At 51.6% G+C, this 20,275-nt stretch carries 13 protein-coding genes; all 13 read right to left on the reverse strand.

Annotated elements, in window-relative coordinates; genetic code table 11:
• Positions 1–339: 339 nt before the first annotated feature.
• On the reverse strand, positions 340–1,611 hold the full coding sequence (locus lacNas_RS04930; RefSeq protein WP_201331445.1) for a SpaH/EbpB family LPXTG-anchored major pilin: 1,272 nt from the start codon (positions 1,609–1,611) through the stop codon (positions 340–342).
• A gap of 48 nt (positions 1,612–1,659) precedes the next feature.
• Positions 1,660–1,947, reverse strand: coding sequence for a hypothetical protein (locus lacNas_RS04935; RefSeq protein ID WP_201331444.1), 288 nt, complete (start codon positions 1,945–1,947; stop codon positions 1,660–1,662).
• Between the two features lie 397 nt (positions 1,948–2,344).
• The gene (locus lacNas_RS04940) at positions 2,345–6,553 is read right to left on the reverse strand and encodes a SpaA isopeptide-forming pilin-related protein (RefSeq protein WP_244660717.1); all 4,209 of its coding nucleotides are present in this window, start codon (positions 6,551–6,553) and stop codon (positions 2,345–2,347) included.
• 314 nt (positions 6,554–6,867) lie between these two features.
• Positions 6,868–11,268 (reverse strand): SpaA isopeptide-forming pilin-related protein, encoded by a 4,401-nt coding sequence (locus lacNas_RS04945; RefSeq protein WP_201331442.1) that lies wholly within the window; start codon positions 11,266–11,268, stop codon positions 6,868–6,870.
• A gap of 243 nt (positions 11,269–11,511) precedes the next feature.
• Positions 11,512–13,914, reverse strand: a complete 2,403-nt coding sequence (locus tag lacNas_RS04950) for a phosphoketolase family protein (protein ID WP_201335866.1) — start codon at positions 13,912–13,914, stop codon at positions 11,512–11,514.
• 186 nt (positions 13,915–14,100) lie between these two features.
• Positions 14,101–14,823, reverse strand: coding sequence for a GntR family transcriptional regulator (locus lacNas_RS04955; RefSeq protein ID WP_201331500.1), 723 nt, complete (start codon positions 14,821–14,823; stop codon positions 14,101–14,103).
• Between the two features lie 7 nt (positions 14,824–14,830).
• The gene (locus tag lacNas_RS04960; RefSeq protein ID WP_201331501.1) at positions 14,831–15,766 is read right to left on the reverse strand and encodes a nucleoside hydrolase; all 936 of its coding nucleotides are present in this window, start codon (positions 15,764–15,766) and stop codon (positions 14,831–14,833) included.
• Between the two features lie 97 nt (positions 15,767–15,863).
• Positions 15,864–16,556 (reverse strand): ribose-5-phosphate isomerase RpiA, encoded by a 693-nt coding sequence (rpiA, locus tag lacNas_RS04965; protein WP_201335865.1) that lies wholly within the window; start codon positions 16,554–16,556, stop codon positions 15,864–15,866.
• Positions 16,557–16,568: 12 nt separating this feature from the next.
• Positions 16,569–17,219 carry a ribulose-phosphate 3-epimerase gene (gene rpe, locus lacNas_RS04970; protein WP_201331589.1) on the reverse strand — a complete coding sequence of 217 codons (651 nt, stop codon included), beginning with the start codon at positions 17,217–17,219 and terminating at the stop codon, positions 16,569–16,571.
• A 15-nt stretch (positions 17,220–17,234) separates the two neighbouring features.
• Complete coding sequence (gene rbsK / locus lacNas_RS04975) at positions 17,235–18,155, reverse strand: ribokinase (RefSeq protein WP_201331588.1); 921 nt, start codon at positions 18,153–18,155, stop codon at positions 17,235–17,237.
• Positions 18,156–18,222: 67 nt separating this feature from the next.
• Positions 18,223–18,720 (reverse strand): hypothetical protein, encoded by a 498-nt coding sequence (locus lacNas_RS04980; protein WP_201331587.1) that lies wholly within the window; start codon positions 18,718–18,720, stop codon positions 18,223–18,225.
• 148 nt (positions 18,721–18,868) lie between these two features.
• Positions 18,869–19,786 carry an alpha/beta hydrolase family protein gene (locus tag lacNas_RS04985; protein ID WP_201331586.1) on the reverse strand — a complete coding sequence of 306 codons (918 nt, stop codon included), beginning with the start codon at positions 19,784–19,786 and terminating at the stop codon, positions 18,869–18,871.
• A partial coding sequence (locus lacNas_RS04990) for a DUF2252 family protein (protein WP_201346654.1) occupies positions 19,783–20,275 on the reverse strand: 493 nt, incomplete at its 5' end. The genes lacNas_RS04990 and lacNas_RS04985, both read right to left, overlap by 4 nt.

The raw sequence follows: 20,275 nt of genomic DNA on the forward strand, positions 1-20,275 counted from the left end.
CCGCCTGCGCCCGTCCGGCCGTAAAAAACAGCCCGAACAAGACTAACAGCCAGCCGAGGCTGAAGCGGCCACGCCGCAAAAGAGTCGCCATAGTTGAATCTCCCTTCTCCCGTCGGCTGTCATGCTTGCCGACACTTCCTAATCTCATTTAATACTTTAAACCTTGCATCGTTTCTTTACAACGATGCTTTTCTTTTTCTTTTCAACGCTGCTTTACTTTCCAGCAGCAGCCTTTCTAAAGCAGGAAAGTTCAGGGCAAGCTTCCCTGCTTTAGAAAAGCGGAAAGTCAACCGACTTTCCCGCTTTAAAAAGTTAAAACAATTGTAGTCTAATCAGTCATTAGGCTTGACGACGCTTCTTGATTTCGTAGAAGGCGAAGCCTGCAACTGCCAAACCAGCCAGGGCAAAGATCATTGCACCGATGCCACCAGTCAATGGCAGGTTAGGAGTCTTGTTGTTCAAGATTTCTACAGGGCTGGCTGCTGTCAGTGAAGTAGCAGTTGGGTCAGTGTAGTAAGAAGTTGCGCTAACAGTTACGTCAGTAGTAGCCTTGTCTGGAAGGTTGTAGCCTTCTGGAGCCTTAGTTTCCTTAAGAACGTATTTAGTCTTTGCACTAGCGTTCTTTTCGCCATCTGAGCCGTACTTCAGGCCCTTGATTTCAAAAGTACCGTCTTCCTTGGAAACCAGCTTAACGGCGTTGCCAACTGCTTGGTCTTGGAAGCCAGTTGAGCCGTTGGCGTCGATCATTGCTTGAGTCCACTTAACTGGAGTAGTACCGTCAGCTTCGTACAGTTCGAATACGGCGCCTGACAGAACGTTGCCGTTTACGGCGTCCTTCTTAATGAAGCGGATACCACCGGTGTGAACTTCAGTAGTGTCAGATTCCGGATTGCCGGATACATTGCCGTCGTTGTGGAAGTTCAAAGTAACCTTGTTGTCAATTTGCTTGCCCATAACGGCGTTTTCGTTGATAGTAGTAGCGAATTCTACTTCGATGAATGGGTTACTGTCAGTGTTCTCTGAAATGTCTGCGATTTCACTAGCACTTGCACTCTTGCCGGCAGTTTGGTAAACCTCGTAGGCCTTCTTCATACCTGAACTGGTCAAAGCAACCTTGAAGACGTTGCTGTCGGAAGTTGGTTCAGTAACCGTGTAGTCAGTACCTGCTACCAAAGTCGTACTCTTACCTACTTTAACTACTGGAGTGAAGCTCTTATCGTAAGTCAGAGCCTTGTCCAAAGTATCTGAAAATTCGTAAGTCTTGTAAGTGTCGATGTCGGCAGGGATAGTACCCTTCAAGTACCACTTAACTTGGTCGCCGATATTAGCAGAGCTGTCATTGTTGCCCAGTACGCTGACGTCCTTGCCCGGAGTTGGCGTGGTAACCTTGTTCTTCGGGTAAACGTTCATAGTCGTGGCGTAACCCTTGCCGGAGATGTATGACGGAACTTCCAGCATGAATGGTGCGGTTGCAAAGCTTGATTCGGTCTTAGTTTCTTCGACGAAGTAGTACTTGCCGTAGTCAGCTTCTTCAATCTTCGCGTTTGCCACACCAGTTGAGTCAGTAGTAACTTCACCATTAGTCGTGTAAGTTGATTTCAGTTCACTCAAAGTCTTGCCAGACAGGGAATCTACCGTGTCGCTGTCCTTGACCTTGAACTATGCAAACTTGACGTTGGCCATTGGTTCCAATTGGTCACTGTCTGAAAGACCAAGAGCACTCTTAAGGTCGCTAGCTGACTTCGCAGAGAAGTCAGAGTTTTGAGTAGTCTTGCCAGTCAAGTCGGTAGTGGTCTTGTACTTGTGAATGGCCACAGTCACTTCATTTGGCTTGGTCGTCGAATAGTTGCTGTCGTCAGCGGCATGTACAAAGCCGCCGCCAGAAAGAATAGGTGCGACTGCCAAAGTTAAGGCAGCCAGCAAAGTTGCTAATTTTCCTCTTTTCATGATCTTTTCTCCATCCTTCTTAAATTTACGCAGTAGTCTGATAATCGTTCATCTAGGTATCCCCTTTTTTTAGTCACCCCCCTAAAATTTTAAGAATCGTTTCATGCCGCAGGCGCGTGATGGAAAATACCTGTCGAAACCAGCAACCTTATTTATTGAACAAGTTGGATTAGCAATTCTGCTTACCTGCATTTGCAGGGCGGTTGTGGTCAGCTAAAGCGCTTCTTAATTATTATTTTGTAATTTCTTTATGGGCTTAAATCTATCTTTATTTTATCATCGAGGTATTGAAGCGTCAATATGATATTATTGTTATTTCTATACTTCTTTAGCAATATGCAAAAAAGCGCTGCGCCTTAGAGGCGCAACGCTTTTGCTACTATTTTACTATTGTTGTTTAGGAATACCGGCGCTTTTTCAAGCCTAAGTAAGCCAAAACGCTTAAGATGAAACCAATCAAGAGGAAGATTGCTGCCCCTGGACCACCGGTCTTCGGCAGAATCGGTTCCTTATGGTTGTAAACGGTAATTGCCGTTTCACTGGACTGGTAGCTGGCCTTGACCGCTTGCGGGGTAGAATCCAGCTGGTAGCCGTCCAAGGCCGCCGTTTCCACGGCGTAGTAAGTCTGGCCATCCTTTAAGCCAGTAAAGAACAGTTTACCGTTATCCTGGGTCTTCAGGACATAATCCTCGCCAGAGTCATAGTTGCTGTCATCTGGCGTTACAACCTTGCCGTCAACCAAACGCAGGAACTTGCCTGCCTTGGCGTTGGCTTCGCTGTCAGCCAGCTTGAATTCAACGCCTGACAAGGCATTGCCAGTGACGGCATCCTTCTTGATGATGCCTGCTGAGGCATCCTTAAGAACAACCCCAACTCTTTCCGGTTCTACCGGAATCAAGTTGTTGGTCGTTACCGCGAAGCTGTTCCAGGCTGCCCGGGTATCTTCGTCCTTGCTGGTGTCCAGCAGGGTCGTAAGCTGGGATTCAGTCAGATCTGACCGCTTTGGTGCCTGCATGCTGAAGTTCAGGCTGATAGTCTGCCCTGCCTTCAGCGTTTGCCCGCTCTTCAAAGTAATCTCGAAGGACCGGATCTTTGACCAGTCAGTGACTTCGCTGGCACTCAGCCAAGTCGGCGTTTCCGCGCCTGACGGGTCCTGCAGCTTCTGAGCACTTGATGGCCAGCTGCTTACTGAATCGTTCAGCAGCTGCCGGCTTGGGTTGCTGGAAGTTGAGTACTTGATTTCAAAAGCAGAATTGTTCAAAGAAATCTCGCCCGTCAAAGTCGGCGTGAACTGGCTGTCTCTGTTGACATTGTCAGTGATGCCCAAGTCGCCAACGGCTGGCAGAACATCCAAGAGAGTCAGCTTGGTAATTGCCTGGCCGTTGGTGTTGCTGATGTTGAGCCGGTAGTCGATCTGCCCGCCCAGGCTGGCGTGAGCCATGCTTGAGTAGTCAGTATCCAGGTCACCCTTGACTTCTTTTTGCAGCTTCAATTCGTCAGCCTTTGACAAACTGTAGTCTTGCTGGCTGGCAACAGCCACCTTGATGTTGCCGTCACCAAACAAGTCCGTGACTTCTTGGTAGGCCTGGCCATTATCAACATTGGATGAGCCCTTGTCAGTGATCACGGTGTAGTCCGCCGGAGCATTCATCTTTCCAGTGTAAGAACCACCGTAAGCCTTCAAGGTTACTGGGCCGGTTACGTCACCAATATTGACATTGAATTCGGCGCGAATGTGATAGCCTGGCTGCAAAGCCCCCTGGCCTTCACCCATGACGAACTTGACATATTGCTGGCCGGTATCGACACTGTCCTTGTTCTTCAAGGTCTGCTTGTAAGTGTAGGCCCCCGACCAGTTGCCGGCTGATGTCCCCCGCTCAAGAAGCGTCTCCTGGCCAGTCGAGTCGTTGACCAGATACATTTGGACATCGGTATTGGCCGTGTCAACTGTAACTCCTGTCGGCAGCAGGACCGACAGAACCGTCGGTGACTTCATGGCAACCGGAGAATTAGAAAGATTGTAGAAGTCTGCCACTACCCGGTTGGAAGAGTTCTTTTGGATGACCGTGTCCCCATCTGGGGCATGTTTTGCAAAAGATACGTCAGTCTTGCCAATTGGAATGGAGGAAGACTGTTGGATGACATCGATGGTCCGTGGCCCGATCGGGCTGAATTCACCGGAGTCGGTCTTCTGGTTGGTGGTTGAGTAGTGAACGTACTTGGTTCCGTCCTTGGTCACGATGTAGTGCTTAGTAGTAGCTGTAGCCTTGCCAACGTAACCTTTTTCAACGGTGGCGCGCATGAAGACGGCCCCGGTAGTTCTGGTGGAGATCAGCTGACTGCTGTCTTCATACTGAATGCTGAAGTCCGCCGAAATCAAACGCTCATTTGATTTGACGCCAAAATAAGTCAACGGAATGTATGTAAGGCCATTATTACTATCCACATACTTGGTAATGGTTCTGGTTTCACCAGTGTCCATATTCTTGACGGTCATAGTCGCCAAAGTCCCCGGCCTCGTTCCACTTGGATAATAGGCGTCAGCTTCACTGGTGTAAAGCTTAATCCAAGGCTCCACGAACCGCACGGTATTGACAATGATATGCGGATCGATATCGTAGTGAATTACTGTTTTCTGCAGACCTTCATCGAGGAGACTCTTAAGTATCGTACTGTTGAACTCAGAACTAGTGATATCGTCTCTTACCAAATTACCGTTACTGTCGTACTCTTCATTAGTTGTTGTCCCGTCAGTAGCAGTATAGTACTGGTCGGCATAAAACAGCTTGGCTGTGTCATAAACAGTCGTCAAGGATGAAGTACCAAAGCCGTAGTCGCCGTTTGTCGGGCCCCGCCAGGTAGGAATAATAGCACCACTACCGTCCCCAAACTTGCCGATAATACTCTTGCCGATCTCCCCTGTTGTGGTGTCAGTAGCGGAAACTGTGTCGCCTTGCAGGTTTTTGCCATCCACGGTCGCAATGTTGGTAATAACTTCGTTATCTTGCCAGCTGGAACTTGGCTTGGTGTAGACAACAAAGGTCTTCAGCACCAGTGGCATGCCGCTGGCCAAGTTGGCTGCTTGTTCATCCAGAGACGGCGTCGGCAATTCCCAAGTAAGAAGCTTGTCCTTGCTGCTGGTCAGAGTCAAGTCGCCGTCAGGGTCAACCATACCGGCGTACTCACCGTCAGAAAGCTGGTAACTGATATTCAGCTTCTGGTTCGGATCCAGGAAGTTCAAGCCAGTGGAACTACTTGGCACTGACAGGCTGATCCGCCATGCCAGAACGGCATCCTTACCAGGCGCCGTGTTTGGTGTGCCGCCTTTCTCGCCCAAGAAAGTCGTGGTGATCGTGGCGCTTGTAGAAGCAGTGACCTTCGAGCTGTCGCTGGCAGTCACATCATAGCCAGTGTTGTCCTTGAATTCCCCATTCAGCTTGATCGCCGTGCCGTTGTTGACATAACCGTTGTCGGTGTTAACCGCCAGCTTAAAGCTGTAGGACTGACCGGCCTTTAGGTCGCTCTTTTGGAAAGTGTAAGTCAGCTTGCCGTCTGAAACCGTTGGCGTAACCCCGGCAACTGTCGGCAAAGTGTCAGTCTCGATGGCTAAATGTCCATTATCATTGTCCGCCAAAGAGAAAGTCAGCGTTGCCGGCCAGCGGTCAGCCTCGTCATAGCGGGAACCGGAAACCTTGAAGTTGATTTTGAACAAGGCCGTGCCACCTGCCACAATTGAGCTGGTGCTTTCATCAGCTTCCACAGTCAAGTCACCGTTGGCTCTCGTCGTGGTCGTACTGTCAAAAGACGTGGTAGTAGCCAGCAGTTTGCTGGTCATCAGCTTAGCGTTGATCGTGCTGCGAGCAGCCGTAGTCTGGCTGCTGGAAGCAGTTGAGCTGGTAGAATCACTCTTGTCAGAGCTGCTCGTGCTGCTTGAGGAGCTGGCGCTTGAAGAACTGCTTGAAGAAGCAGAACTTGAGCTGCTTGAAGAGCTAGTCTGTGAACTAGTGCTTGAAGAGCTGCTTGAGGAACTAGTCTGTGAGCTGGAGCTGGAGGAAGCTGAACTCGTGCTGCTTGAAGAAGCGGCAGAATCTTCATCACTGCTTGCTACCTTGATAATCAGCGGGTAGCTGGTGTAATCCTTACCGTCTTCCTGGAAGCTCGCGACCAGCTGTCCACTGCCCGCTTCCCGGCCAGTCAGAACAAACTTCAACTCGCTTTGCCCCTTGGCAAATTTCAGCACCAGGTGGCGGCCTTCATCTTCAGAAGCTTCCTTTTCAGTCACGGCCTCTTTGGCGTTGGTGACCTTCAGCTCTTCATTGGCCTTTTCCGTGGCGCTGCTGTCGAGGTCGACCAAGTCAGGCAAGGTAACCTTGACCTCTTGGTCAGCCTCGGTCTTTGTCCTTTTGAGCGTAATGGTTTCCTGATCGCTCAGCTTTATGCTCAAAGGATCATTCTTATCTTTACCAGAAAGCTCCGTCTGCCCTTGCATGAATACAAGCTGGTCGCTGACCTCACTGGCAGACGCTTGGCCCGCCTCGGCCAGAGGAAGCAGAATAAGCTGCAGGATCAATACTGCAGCTAGCAAAAAAGCTCTGGATTTTTTCATAATCTGCATCATATTAGGTTCTCCCGTTGCAATTTAATATTTTCTGCACCAATAGGCACGTATTAATTGCATCCTTCCATCGAGATGCCAGATCCATTTACTCATTCTTATTCAAAAAGCAAAATAAGAATATAGCTATCTTGTTCGAGATTTATTCTACCATTTTTTTGCTTCTTTTGCTAGTCAATCAGAAAAAAATCTAGTCAAATACGAAATAATCGGCCAATCTGCACTATTATGTTCATTTGCCAATACGCGAAAAAGCGTCGTGCTTTAGAGGCACAACGCTTTTTGCATCTTTTTGCTATTGCTGTTTATGAATACCGGCGCTTTTTCAAGCCAAGGTAAGCCACAAGGCTTAAGATGAAACCAATCAAGAGGAAGATTGTTGCCCCCGGACCACCGGTCTTCGGCAGGATCGGTTCCTTCTGGTTGTAAACAGTTATTGCCGTTTCGCTAGCCTGGTAGCTGGCCTTGACCGCGTGCGGGGTAGAATCCAGCTGGTAGCCGTCCAAGGCTGCTGTTTCCACGGCGTAGTAGGTTTGGCCGGCCGTAAGGCCATTGAACTGCAGCTGGCCATTGTCCTGGCTCTTTAAGACATAGTCCTCACCAGAAGCGTAGTTGCTGTCATCTGGCGTTACGACCTTGCCGTCAACCAAACGCAGGAACTTGCCTGCCTTGGCGTTGGCTTCGCTGTCAGCCAGCTTGAATTCAACGCCTGCCAGAGTCTTGCCGCTGACAGCATCTTTCTTGATGATGCTTGCTGAGGCATCCTGGAGGACAACCCCGACTCTTTCCGGTTCTACCGGTATCAAGTTGTTGGTCGTTACCGCGAAGCTGTTCCAGGCTGCCCGGGTCTTTTCGTCCTTGCTGGTGTCCAGCAGGGTCGTAAGCTGAGACTCTGTCAGATCTGACCGCTTCGGTGCCTGCATGCTGAAGTTCAAGCTGATGGTCTGCCCTGCCTTCAGCGTCTGCCCGCTCTTCAAAGTAATCTCGAAGGACCGGATCTTTGACCAGTCAGTGACTTCGCTGGCACTCAGCCAAGTCGGCGTTTCCGCGCCTGACGGGTCCTGCAGCTTCTGAGCACCTGATGGCCAGCTGCTTACTGAATCGTTCAGCAGTTGCCGGCTTGGGTTGCTGGAAGTTGAGTACTTGATTTCAAAAGCAGAATTGTTCAAAGAAATCTCGCCCGTCAAAGTCGGCGTGAACTGGCTGTCTCTGTTGACATTGTCAGTGATGCCCAAATCGCCAACGGCTGGCAGAAGGTCCAAGAGAGTCAGCTTGGTAATTGCCTGGCCGTTGGTGCTGCTGATGTTGAGCCGGTAGTCGATCTGCCCGCCCAGGCTGGCGTGAGCCATGCTTGAGTAGTCAGTGTCCAGGTCGCCCTTGACTTCCTTTTGCAGCTTCAACTCATCGTAATTCGACAGACTGTAGGCCTGCTGGCTGGCAACAGCCACCTTGATGTTGCCGTCGCCAAACAAGTCCGTGACTTCTTGGTAGGCCTGGCCGTTGTCAACCTTGGATGAGCCCTTGTCAGTGATCAGGCTGTAGCCCGTTGGGGCATACATCTGGCCACTGTAAGAACCGCCGTAAGCCTTCAAGGTTACCGGGCCGGTTACGTCACCCACATTGACATTGAATTCGCCGCGAATGTGATAGCCTGGCTGCAAAGCCCCCTGGTTTTCACCCATGACGAACTTGACGTATTGCTGGCCGGTATTGACACTGTCCTTGTTCTTCAAGGTCTGCTTATAGTTGCCATAGCCAACCCAGTTGCCGGCCGAGGTTCGCAGCGCTAAAAGCGTCTCTTGGCCAGTGGCATCATTGACCAGGTACATCTTAACTTGAGCGTTTGCGCTATCAAGCGTGACGCCCTTTGGCAAAAGAACTGACATGACGGTCGGCGACTTCATGGCAACCGGAGAATTAGAAACATTGTAGAAGTCTGCCACCACCCGGTTGGAAGAGTTCTTTTGAATCACCGTGTCGCCTTCTGGCGCATGGTTTACAAAAGAGACATCCGTCCGGCCAATTGGAATGCTGCTGGCCTTCGGGATCACGTTAATCGTCCGTGGCCCGATCGGGCTGAATTCACCGTCGCTGGTCTTTTGGTTGGTAGTTGAGTAGTGGACGTACTTGGTTCCATTCTTGGTCACAATGTACATTTTGGTAGTCACCGTGGCCGGGCCAACGTAGCCTTCCTCCACACCGCCGCGCAAGAAGACGGCGCCGGAAGTTCTGGTATCGATCAACTTGCTGCTGTCTTCATACTGAATGCTGAAGTCAGCACTGACCAAGCGCTCGTCAGAACTGATGCCAAAGTAAGACAGCGGCAGCTGGCCGGTTTTGGTTACATACTTGCTAATAGTTCTGGTGGTCCCGGTCTGCGTGTTCTTGACCGTCAAGGTGGCCAAAGTCCCCGGAGCCGTACCATCCGGATAAGAGCTGGACCCTTCACTGGTGTACAGCTGGAGCCATGGCGTCGAAATTTCAATCGTCTTGATGATGACGTGGGAATCAATATCGTAGTGAACAGCCGTCTTTTGCAAACCGGTATTGAGGAGGCTGTTTACGATTGGACCGTTGAAATTTGTCCAGCTGATATTGCCATTAACCAGCCGCCCGCTGCTGTTGTACTGTTCAGTAGTCGTTGCCCCGTCAGTCCCGGTAAAGAACTGGTTTGCATACAGCAGACTGGCCGTGTCATAGACCGTGGTCAATGCATTCGTGGCCATATTCCCTTCTCCGTCCGCTGGGCCGTAGAAGTTAGGATATAAAATATCGCCATCGATAATTACCGACCCGGTGATGGTCTTGCCGATCTGCCCGGCCGCGCTGCTGGAAACAGAAATGCTGTTGCCCTGCAGGTTCTTCACCACCAGAGTCGCCATGTTCGTGATGACTTCGTTATCCTGCCAGCTTGAGCTCGGCTTGGTATATATGATAAAGGATTTCTGCACCAGCGGCAGGCCGCTGGCCAGGTTGGCTGCCTGCTCAGCCACAGACGGCGCGGGCATTTCCCAGGAAATAAGATTGCCGCTGCTGCTTGTCAAAGTCAGATTGCCGTCTGGATCCACCATGCCAGCATACTGGCCGTCAGAAAGCTTGTAGCTGATCTGCAGCTTTTCGTTTGGATCCAGGAAGTTCAAGCCGCTGATGTTTGGAACCGAGAAAGTGATCCGCCAAGCCAAAACGTCGTTTTTGCCTGGAGCGGTGTTCGGTGAATTATTCTTGGCACCTAAAAAAGTCGTACTGATCGAGCTGCTGGTTCTGGCAGCCACTTGAGTGTAGCTGCTGGACTTGACCTTGTAACCGGTGTTGTCCGTAAAAGTACCAGCCAGTTCAACCGGTGTCCCGTGGTTGATATAGCCATTGTCAGTGTTGACTGCCAGCTTGAAGCTGTAGGACTGCCCAGCCTTCAGGTCGCTCTTCTGGAAAGTGTAGGTCACTTTGCCATCTGCAACCGTTGGCTTGACCCCGGCAACTTCCGGCAAAACGTCAGTCTTGAGGGACAGGTGGCCGCTGGCATTGTCCGTCAAAGAAAAAGTCAACGTTGCCGGCCAGCGGTCGCTTTCGTCGTAGCGCGAACCCGAAACCTTGAAATTGATCGTAAACAGGGCCGTGTCACCTGACCAGACCATGTTCGGACTGTCATCGGAAACGACGGACAAGTCCGCATTGGACTTGGTAGTCGGCAAAGCCGTGCTAGCTAACAATTTGCTGGTAAACAGCTTGGCGTTGATCGCGCTGCGGCTTGCCTTGGCCTGGCTGCTGGAAGCAGTTGAGCTGGTAGAAACACTCTGTTTTGAACTGCTTGAAGAGCTGGTCTGTGAACTGGTACTTGAAGAAGCAGAACTTGAGCTGCTTGAAGAGTCAGTCTGTGAACTGGTACTTGAAGAAGCAGAACTTGAGCTGCTTGAAGAGTCAGTCTGTGAACTGGTACTTGAAGAAGCAGAATTTGAGCTGCTTGAAGCACTTTGTTCTGAATTGCTTGAAGAGCTAGAAGCCTTCTCTTCTGAATTGCTTGAAGAGCTAGTGCTTGAAGAAACAGAACTTGAACTGCTTGAAGCACTCTCTTCTGAGCTGCTTGCAGAACTAGAAGCACTCTCTTCTGCACTGCTAGAAATCTTCTCTTCTGGGCTGCTTGCAGAGCTAGTCTGTGAGCTAGTACTTGAAGAAGCTGCGGTTTCCTCACTGCTTGCCACCTTGATGACCAGCGGGTAGCTGCTGTATTCCTTGCCATCTTCCTGGTAGCTCGCGATCAGCTGTCCGCTGCCAGTTTCCCGGCCAGTCAGAACAAAGTTCAGCTCGCTCTGTCCCTTGGTAAAATTCAGCACCAAGTGGCGGCCTTCTTCTTCAGAAGCTTCTTTCTCAGTCACGGCCTCTTTGGCGTTGGTGACCTTCAACTCTTCATTGGCCTTTTCCGTGGCGCTGCTGTCAAGATCGACCAAGTCGGGCAAGGTAACCTTGACCTCTTGGTCGGCCTCATTCTTCGTCCGTTTGAGCGTAATCGTTTCCTGCTTTCCCAGGCCGATGCTCAAAGGATCATTTTTGTCTTTACCAGAAAGCTCTGTTTGCACCTTCATGAAAACAAGCTGGTCACTGATTTCACTGGCAGCGGCCTGGCTCACTTCAGCAAGGGGCAGCAGAACAAGCTGCAGAATCAACACTGCAGCCAGCAAAACAGCTCTGGATTTTTTCATAATCTGCATCATGTTAGGTTCTCCCGTTGCAATTTAATACTCTCCGCGCCAAATGACGCTTATTAATTGCATCCTTCCATCTAGATGCCAGATCCATTCACTTATTTTTATTTGAAAAATAAAATAAAAATATAGCTAACTTGTTCAACCTGAATTTTACCACCTTTTGCCGTTTTTCGCTAGCAAAAAGAAAAAAGCCCTTCCAAAGAGGAAAGGCTTTTATATATTCTTGTTTTATTTTGTTATGACTAGTTTTTACTTGTCAAGGCCAGTCCACTTCCAGCCAGTGACTTCCGGAATATCTTCGCCGTGGTCACGGATGTAAGTGTGGTGCTTGGCCAGCAGGCTGTCCATCTTGTCGATGAAGGCAGCTGACTTGTCCTTAAGGGCCGGGATCTGCTCAACCGCGTCCTTGGCCAGGTCGAACCGGTCCAGGTGGTTCAGGACCCGCATGTCAAATGGCGTGGTGATGTCGCCGTTTTCTTCGTAGCAGTGGATTGACACGTTGTAGCGCTTGCGGGCAAACCAGATGGATTCCATCATGGTCTTGTAGCCATGCCATGCAAAAATCGTCGGCACATCAGTTGGGAAGATGCGGTCGAATTCTTCTTGGGAAATAGCTGCCGGGTTGTCCTTTGGCGCCATCAGCTTCATCACGTCAACCACGTTGATGTAGCGGATCTTCAAGTCTGGGAAGTTCTGGTGCAGGATGTCGATCGCAGCCAGAGTTTCCATGGTTGGTTCAGTTTCAGTTGAAGCGAAAACGACATCCGGCTTGGCGCCCTTGTCAGTTGAAGCCCAGTCGATGTAGCCCAGGCCCTGGTCAACCAGCTTGGCTGCTTCTTCAGCCGTGAACCATTGCGGACGTTCCTGCTTGGAAGTTACCAAAAGGTTGATGACTTCCCGGTCACGGAAGGCCTTGTCGGCAACCGCCAGCAAAGTGTTGGTGTCGGCCGGCAGGTATTCGTGGATCATGTCCGGACGGTTCTTTTCAAACAAGTGCGTCAGCAGACCTGGATCCTGGTGAGTGTAGCCGTTGTGGTCCTGCTGGAAGACGGTTGAAGTGGCAACGAAGTTCAATGACGGGTAGTCGTGGCGCCAGTATTGTTCCTTGGCCTTCCGCAGCCACTTCATGTGCTGGGTCAGCATGGAGTCGACCACTCTGCCGAAGGCTTCGTAAGTCGCAAAGAAGCCGTGGCGGCCGGTCAAGACATAGCCTTCCAGCATCCCTTCGTCCTGGTGCTCTGAGAGTTGTGAGTCGATCAAGCGACCTTGAGCTGCCAGGTTTTCGTCGTTAGGCTCGTGAATGTCGCTTTCCCATTGCCGCTTTTCGCTGTCCAGGAATTCAAACAGCCGGTTGGACTTGGATTCGTCCGGGCCAAAGCCGCGGAAAGTCGTCGGGTTCAGTTCAGCCACCTTGGTCAGGTACTTGGCCCATTCCACCATGTCCTGGGCATCCTTTGAACCTGGCTTGCCGATTTCCAAAGCGTAGTCACGCCAGTCCGGCAGGTTCAGGCGCTTAGGGTTGATCCCCCCGTTGGTAACTGGGTTCATGGCCATTCTCTGGTCGCCGTGAACCGCGTTTTGCAAAACGAGTTCAGTCGGGTAGCCGTTTTCGTCAAACAGTTCTTCCGGCTTGTAGCTCTTCATCCAGTCAAGCAAAAGTTCCTTGTGGTCCATGTGCTTTTGGTCAACCGGAATCGGAATCTGGTGAGCCCGGAAGGAGTTTTCGATCGGGTCGCCGTTAAGGTCTGCCTTAGGACCAGTCCAGCCCTTCGGGCATTGGAAGATCAAGAGCGGCCAGTGAGCAAAGGATTCGTCCCCGTTTTCCCGGGCGTTCTTCTGGATGGCCTTGATGTCTTCGATGATAGCGTCTAAAGTCTTGGCCATTTCCTGGTGGATCTGGTCAATGTCCTTCATCCCGTCAAAACGGCCGCCCTTGAAGGTGGACACGAAGTAAGGCTTCCAGCCCATCCCTTCAAAGTACTTGGTCAGTTCTTCATCGCTCATCCGCGCCGTAATGGTCGGGTTGGAGATCTTGAAGCCGTTGACCTGCAAGATTGGCAAAACAGCCCCGTCCTTGACCGGGTTGATGAAGCGGTTGGAGAACCAGCCGGCTGCCAGCGGGCCGGTTTCAGCTTCACCGTCACCGATTTCCGTAGCGGCAATCACGTCTGGGTTGTCCAGGATGGCACCCGTTGCGTGTGACAAGGAGTAGCCAAGTTCCCCGCCTTCGTGAATTGAGCCTGGGGTTTCCGGAGCGGCATGGGAAGCTACCCCGCCCGGGAAGCTGAAGCGCTTGAACAGTTTGGTCATCCCGGCTTCGTCTTGGGTGATTTCCGGGTAGCGTTCAGTATATGACCCGTCCAGGTATGAGTTTGAAACCATGACTTGGCCGCCGTGACCGGAGCCTTCGATGTAGAACATGTTTAGGTCATACTTCTTGATGACCCGGTTGAGGTGCGCGTAGATGAAGTTCTGCGGCGCGATCGTGCCCCAGTGGCCAACCGGCTTGATCTTTACGTCATCAGCCGTCAGTTCTTCCTTGAGCAAGGGATTCTTGAGCAAGAAAAGCTGCCCTACTGAAAGGTAGTTGGCTGCCCGCCACCAAGCGTCAACGCTCTTTAAGTATTCTTTTGAGTCGTAATCTACTGCCATCTTTTTTCTCCTTTGAGGAAACTCTCTTTTTTACTTGCCTTAATCATACCATTTACCACAAATAAGTCAATCAATTTATTAATTGGATCCTACCAATTTTACAAATCTTTAAAATCTGCTGCCATTTATTAAAAAAGCGGTCAAAAAAAGCGGTCAGATGCTGCTGCATCTGACCGCGAATGAACTCTAATTTAAATTGACAAAACTGTTGAACCGCATGTACTTGTAGTGGACCCGCATGCTGGAGACTTCAAAAGGCGTACCGTCGTCCAAGAAGAAGATCCCGTCCATCACCCCGACGGGCTCAGTTGCCTTCAGTTGCAGGCACTCCTGGTCTTCCTGGCTTGAAGGCGAAACCGTGATCGTCAAATAGGACCGGGTGACGGCCTTGTTCTGCTCGTCTTCAAGGTAGTTGAACAAGGACCCCTGCAGAATGTCCGCCTTCAGTTCCGGCAGAATCTTGATCGGCACGAAGCCTTCTTCAATCAAGAAAGGCTGCTCATCCAGCAGGCGCAGGCGCTTGAACTGGTAGACAAAGTCATTTTCGCTCAAGAAAAGATCCTGAGCGGTTTCAGGGCTGGCTTTGACCACCTTGAAGTCAAGCAGCTGAATCCCCTGCTTTTTGCCCGGAACCAGAAAACTGTCCGTCAGCCCCAAATTGGAGCCTTCATAGCGGAACATGGCCTGGTTCTTGAGATACAAAGGATTGATGAAGGTGCCGCTGCCCCGCTTCTTGAACACGATCCCTTGCTGGGCAAGGAGTTCCAGGGCCCGCTTCATCGACGACCGGCTGACTTGGTACTTTTCGGCCAAGCTGCGCTCGTCGGGCAGCCGCATCCCTTCATATTCGCCCGCTAAGATCCGGCGCTTGATGTCATGCATGACCGTCCGGTAAACATAATCAGCCATTTGGCACCTACTTTGCCTGGGCGATGGCCTGCAAGAACCAGTCCTTGAAAGCCTGGCGGTCAACCTTGACCGCGATCTTTGCGTTTGGCTTCTGGCCGAAGAAGCCGTCAAAGTCCATGACTGACGCGCCATAAGTGTAAGGGCCCTTGGTGTCAACCGCCACGTAGGCTTGCTTGACTTCAAACAGGTCCGGAGCCAGCAGCATGGCTGCCGTCAGGGCGTCGTAAATCCGCTTGCCCTTGTCGGCGGCAGCGTCGTTTAATTCATATTGGGAGTTGAGCCCGTAGATCATTTCCCCGACCCGGCCCAAGGCCTTGATCTCTTCCAGGCTGGCAGCATCAACGAAAGCCTGGTTGCCGACTTCCAGCGGCGCCACGTAAATGTCCAGGCCCTTGGCGCCCAGGTCAAAGACGATCTTGGCTGCTTCCGGGTCCCCGGAAACGTTGTATTCGTCGTATGGGCCGTAGTTGCCCCGGCCCAGGGCCCCGCCCATGATGTACAGGCGGTCGATCTTGTCCAAGTCTTCCGGGTACTGGCGGAAGTAAAGGGCAAAGTCAGTTGCCGGCCCGATTTGCATCAAAGTAACCTTTTCCGGGCTTTGGCTGACCAGCTCGTGAATTCTGGTGGCAGCCAGGCCGTCTTCCAGCAGGCTCTTGTCGGCTTCTGGGAAGTCGAAGCCGTCCATCCCGCTGGCACCGTGAACTTCAGAAGCGTCAATGGCTTCCTTGACCAGGGGCAGCTTGGCACCAGCCACAACTGGCACCTTGGTGCCCAGGAAAGCCTGCAGGCGCAGGGTGTTGTTCAGGGTCTTTTCCAAAGAAACGTTGCCCCAGGTCGGCACGATCAGCTTGACGTCCAGTTCCTTGGCAAACAGGGCAATCGTCAGGCAGACCGCGTCATCGATCCCAGGGTCGGTTGAAATAATTAATGGTTTCTTGTTCATTAAATCATGCTCCAAATTTTTAGAATAGCTTTATTCTATCATTTCGCCCGGCAAATAAAAAGAAAAGAAGCGGGCGGCTTCTTTTCCAAAAAATGTTTTAGCGGCTGCGGACTTCAATATCGCCGTTGTCGCGGGCAATGATGACCTGGTCGCAGATCCCCAGAAAGAGCCCGTGCTCGACCACCCCGACCGTGTGGTCCAGGTAGTCAGCCAGACCGCTTGGCACTGGAATCCGGTCCAGCTTGAGGTCCAGAATATAGTTGCCATAGTGGGTCTTGAGGCGCTGGCCGCCAGCTTCTAAGCGGAATTCCGGCTTCAGTCCTTCGTCTTCCAGGCGCTTTTTAACCTGCATGCAGGAAATCGGCAGAACTTCTACTGGCAGGGCAAAGCCGCTGAGGTGGTCAACGACTTTGCTTTCGTCAACGATCCAGACATTCTTCTTGGAGTTGACGGCCACGTTCTTTTCCAAGGTCAGGGCGGCCCCGCCCCCCTTGATCCCGTTTAACTGCCCGTCCACTCTGTCGGCCCCGTCGACCGTCAAGTCGACCTGGTCAACTTCGCTGAGGGGGCTGACGGTAAAGCCGTAATCTTCCAGCTGCTTTTGGCTGCGGCTGGAGGTGGTTACGACTGCCTTGAGAGTCAAGCCTGCTTCTTTTTTCTTACCCAGTTCATCGATGAAAAACTTCACCGTTGACCCGGTGCCAACGCCCAAAACCATCCCATCTTCCACCAAGGCAGCTGCTTTCTTGGCAGCTGCTTTCTTCAATTCATCTTGCTTTGCTTGGTCCATTTCTTGCCTCCGCTATTTTTCCAAAACTGCTGTAAGTTCTGCCACTTGCCCGGCCACTGACTCCCGGCCGAAGATGTAAGAGCCTGCGACAAAGACATCAGCTCCGGCGTCTTTGGCAATCTTGGCCGTTTCAGCATTGATCCCGCCGTCGACTTCAAGGGGCAGATCCCCCAGGATTGCCCGGGCAGCCTTGATCCGGTCTGGAGCTTCCTCCATGAACTTCTGTCCGCCAAAGCCCGGGTAGACCGTCATCAAAAGAACCTGGTCAACCTTGCCCTTGTAGCGCTCCAAGACCTTGACGTCAGTATCAGGGCTCAGCACCAGGCCGCGGGAGACGCCCTGCTCCTTTAAGTAGTCCAGCCAGTGGTCGATCCGGGCTGGGTAGTCGGCTTCATAGTGGATTTCAATCAAGTCGCTGCCCGCTTTGACAAAAGCCGGCAAAAGGTCGGGCAGGTTGTTGCTCATCAGGTGCACTTCCGCGGTCAAGTCCGGGAACTGCTTTTTAAAATCGCTCACCAGCTGCGGGCCATATGACAGGTTGGGCACAAAATGCCCGTCCATCACGTCAATATGAAAGCGGCCGATCCCGCTGTCTGCTGCTTCTTGAATCTGCTGGCCCAGGTGCAGGTTGTCAGCGTTGAGAATTGATGGTGCGATAATCATTATTTCACCCGTCCTTTACTCAGCTAAAGCCGCTGCAACGCTGGCCCGGTCAGGAATCGACGGCTGGGCCCCCATCTTCTGGACAGCCAGAGATGAGGCCCGGTTGGCAAAGCGGGCCGCTTCATGCAGGTTGCTGAAGTCGCTGGCCAATTCCCCGGCTAAAAAGCCCAAGAAAGTGTCGCCCGCTGCCGTCGTATCCACTGCCTTGACCTTGAAGGCTGGCACAAGGCCGGTAAAGACCGGTGAAGACAAGTAGGCCCCCTTGCTGCCGTAAGTGATGATCACGTGCTTGACGCCCAGTTCATGCAGCTTGGCCGCGTTCTTTTCCAGGTCAGCCTCTTTTGCAACTGGCAAAGAAGTCAGCAAGGCACTTTCCGTTTCGTTTGGCGTGATCAAGTCAGTTACGGCCAGAAGGTCAGCCGGCAGGTCCTTGATAGCCGGAGCCGGGTTCAAGATGGTCACCTTGCCTGCTGCTTTAGCCAGCTTGAAGGCTGCCGTAGTTGCCGCCAGCGGGGTTTCCAGCTGGGCGATGACGCAGTCGGATGCTTCAATAACGTCTTTAGCAGCCAAAACATCTGCTTCAGTCAGGCTGTAGTTGGCCCCGTGGTCGATGATGATGTCGTTTTGCCCTTCAGCGTTCAAGGTAATGTAGGCATGGCCAGTCTTAACGCCTTCCGTGGCTAAAACATAGTCAGTCTTGACCCCGTAGCCGGCCAATTGCTCCTTCATCCAACTTCCGTATGAGTCTTGGCCGACTCTGGAGATGAAGACCGTTTCCGCCCCGCTCTTAGCGGCCGCGACAGCCTGGTTGGCGCCTTTGCCGCCGCCAGCTTCGCTGACCTTTTGAGCATTGATGGTTTCACCTGGCTTGGGGAAGTTTTCTACATGCAGGGTCGTGTCCACGTTACTGGACCCGATTACTACGATTTTTTTCATAGCATTTTCTCCTTAACTTTAATTCCTAAGTCAATTATAACTATTCCCGCACTTTTAAAAAAGCGCTTTAGCCAAGCAACTGGTAGGCCGTCTTGAAGCGGCTGAGATTATAGCGGTCGTAAAGGTCGGCCAGGACTTCGTTAAAGTTCTGGATCCTGGTATTTGGGTCTGGATTCTTGGAATCAAAACGTTCTGCTAAAGAAGCTAAGGCCTGGCTTCTGACGGCTTCATAGTCGCTCAGCTGGTCTACCCGGCCGCGCAAGTCCCGGCAAAGGGCGCTGAGGGTGAAGTCTGACTCCGCCGCTAAAAAGTTCAGCTTGCTGTCAAAGACTAACTTGTAACGGTAAGCCTTTCGGCCCGGAAAGTCCTGGGAATTGAACAAGTCCAGATACAAGACCAGTTTCTGCTTTGCCAGGCTGGCCAGGTCCTTACCTTGACTGAGGCACTTAAACTTCAGAAAGTTGACAAAATAGTCGTAAAAGTCCCCGTAAAAATCTTCCTCAAAGCGTTCGATGCTTGTATCTTCCGCCAGCAGCTGCTTTGCCAGCACTTCTTCAATCGTCATTTGCATGCTCCCTTTCTAATTTTTTCTTTTGCTTCTACTGCGTTTACAGTCATCTAAGAAAAATTATACCCGGGCTGCTGAATGAAATATAGTTCCAATTTCTTAACAAAAAAGCGCGTCAACTGACGCGCCTTTTTGATCAACTGTTTTATTGTTCTTTACCATCTTTTGAATTTTTGTCTCGGTCATTGAAATCTTGCAAAAAGCTGTGGTTGAACAATTCTTCTCTGATCTGTTCCGTCCGCTGCTCTGACTGCTTCTCCCAGTCCACCTGCAGATTCCGGTGATACCTCAAGTAATTGGCCATCCGCCCGGTCCGGCTTAAAAAAGCCTGCTGCATTTTGCTGGAATCCAGAAAGCGCTGGTCAACTTCTTTTTCAAGCAAATTCCCTTGTTCGTCAAAACGGTAGCCGCCCCACATGTGCTGCTTGATGGGATTCATGGGCAGGCTGTCGACATAGTGCAATTTGCCAACCATCCGCTTGCTGGCCGTATAACCCAAAGTCACCGGGTCATAGATGTCAACATAGGTGTTGATTCTGCCCCGCAGCTGAGCCACAATCTGCCGCTCTTTATGAGTCAAAAGCCGCCAGATATTGGTGCCTTCATAAAGATATGCACCGGCAATCTGGTCTGGGAAACGGCAGTTGGCCAAGGCATACTCAGCATTGATCGCTCCCAGCGAATGCCCGTAGATGTAGAAATGGCCATCTGGAAATTCCTCCAGCCAGCGGTTGAGATAGCGGCTGGCCGTACTCAAAGCACTGGGCACCTGCCTGTGGTCAGTCAACATAGCCAGAAAAATCGGCCAGTTGGTGTTCAGCCACTCATCGCGCCAAGTTGTCGCGTTGCCCTTTTTAAAGCCATAAGAGCCCTTGAACAAGACCGTGATTTCATTTTTGTTTTCGATCAAAAAAGCCTGCATCCCGTCTTTGGCATAAACGTCCCGGGTCAGTTGTCCGATCTTTTTGCCGGCAACTTCAACTGTTTCGCCCACATTCAGCGCCTCATAAGACAATTTGGTCAGCTCGACGCGCTCCAGGTCGGTCAGCTCTTCATTGATCATTCGTCGTCTTCTTCCTCGCCTTGCAGATAACTGGCAAAACGAGCATAGTCAGCTTCCATCTGGTCGGCATACTTGACGGCCCATTGGCCCAGGGCCTGGTCAAGTTCCTTTTGCTTGTGGACGTAGCCGTAAATCATCGGCGCCGTCGGGCTTTGGTAGTGGGCAATGGCCAAAATGAAGGCGCACATCTGGCAGTAAGCGGTGAAACTGTCCTGGTCCAGCTTGAGCGGATCGATCGAGTCCTTCATGTCCCGGAACTGGCGGACGTAAAAGCTCCGCCCGCCGGCTTCCATGGAGCCGAGGAAGGGATCGTAGTAGGTCTGCAGCACCCGCTGGGCGGTGATGATCCGCTTGCCTTCACCCACGCCCTTGGCCTGGCTTTCTTCAACCGTCAGAGCCGCCAGGTTGTATCTGAGCGGCAGGGCTTCCTTGATCTGCAAAACCAGGTGGCTGCCGTCCTTACCAGTAAGCAGGGCCAGGTAGCAGCGC

It is taken from the genome of Lactobacillus nasalidis, from assembly GCF_016587775.1.
Taxonomy (GTDB): Bacteria; Bacillota; Bacilli; order Lactobacillales; family Lactobacillaceae; genus Lactobacillus; species Lactobacillus nasalidis.

Coding starts and splice junctions, on each gene's coding strand:
- lacNas_RS04985 (WP_201331586.1), bottom strand. CDS start 19,786: ATGATCAATGAAGAGCTGACCGACCTGGAGCGCGTCGAGCTGACCAAA.
- lacNas_RS04960 (WP_201331501.1), bottom strand. CDS start 15,766: ATGAACAAGAAACCATTAATTATTTCAACCGACCCTGGGATCGATGAC.
- lacNas_RS04945 (WP_201331442.1), bottom strand. CDS start 11,268: ATGATGCAGATTATGAAAAAATCCAGAGCTGTTTTGCTGGCTGCAGTG.
- rbsK (WP_201331588.1), bottom strand. CDS start 18,155: ATGAAAAAAATCGTAGTAATCGGGTCCAGTAACGTGGACACGACCCTG.
- lacNas_RS04940 (WP_244660717.1), bottom strand. CDS start 6,553: ATGAAAAAATCCAGAGCTTTTTTGCTAGCTGCAGTATTGATCCTGCAG.
- lacNas_RS04935 (WP_201331444.1), bottom strand. CDS start 1,947: ATGAAAAGAGGAAAATTAGCAACTTTGCTGGCTGCCTTAACTTTGGCA.
- rpiA (WP_201335865.1), bottom strand. CDS start 16,556: ATGGACCAAGCAAAGCAAGATGAATTGAAGAAAGCAGCTGCCAAGAAA.
- rpe (WP_201331589.1), bottom strand. CDS start 17,219: ATGATTATCGCACCATCAATTCTCAACGCTGACAACCTGCACCTGGGC.
- lacNas_RS04955 (WP_201331500.1), bottom strand. CDS start 14,823: ATGGCTGATTATGTTTACCGGACGGTCATGCATGACATCAAGCGCCGG.
- lacNas_RS04980 (WP_201331587.1), bottom strand. CDS start 18,720: ATGACGATTGAAGAAGTGCTGGCAAAGCAGCTGCTGGCGGAAGATACA.
- lacNas_RS04950 (WP_201335866.1), bottom strand. CDS start 13,914: ATGGCAGTAGATTACGACTCAAAAGAATACTTAAAGAGCGTTGACGCT.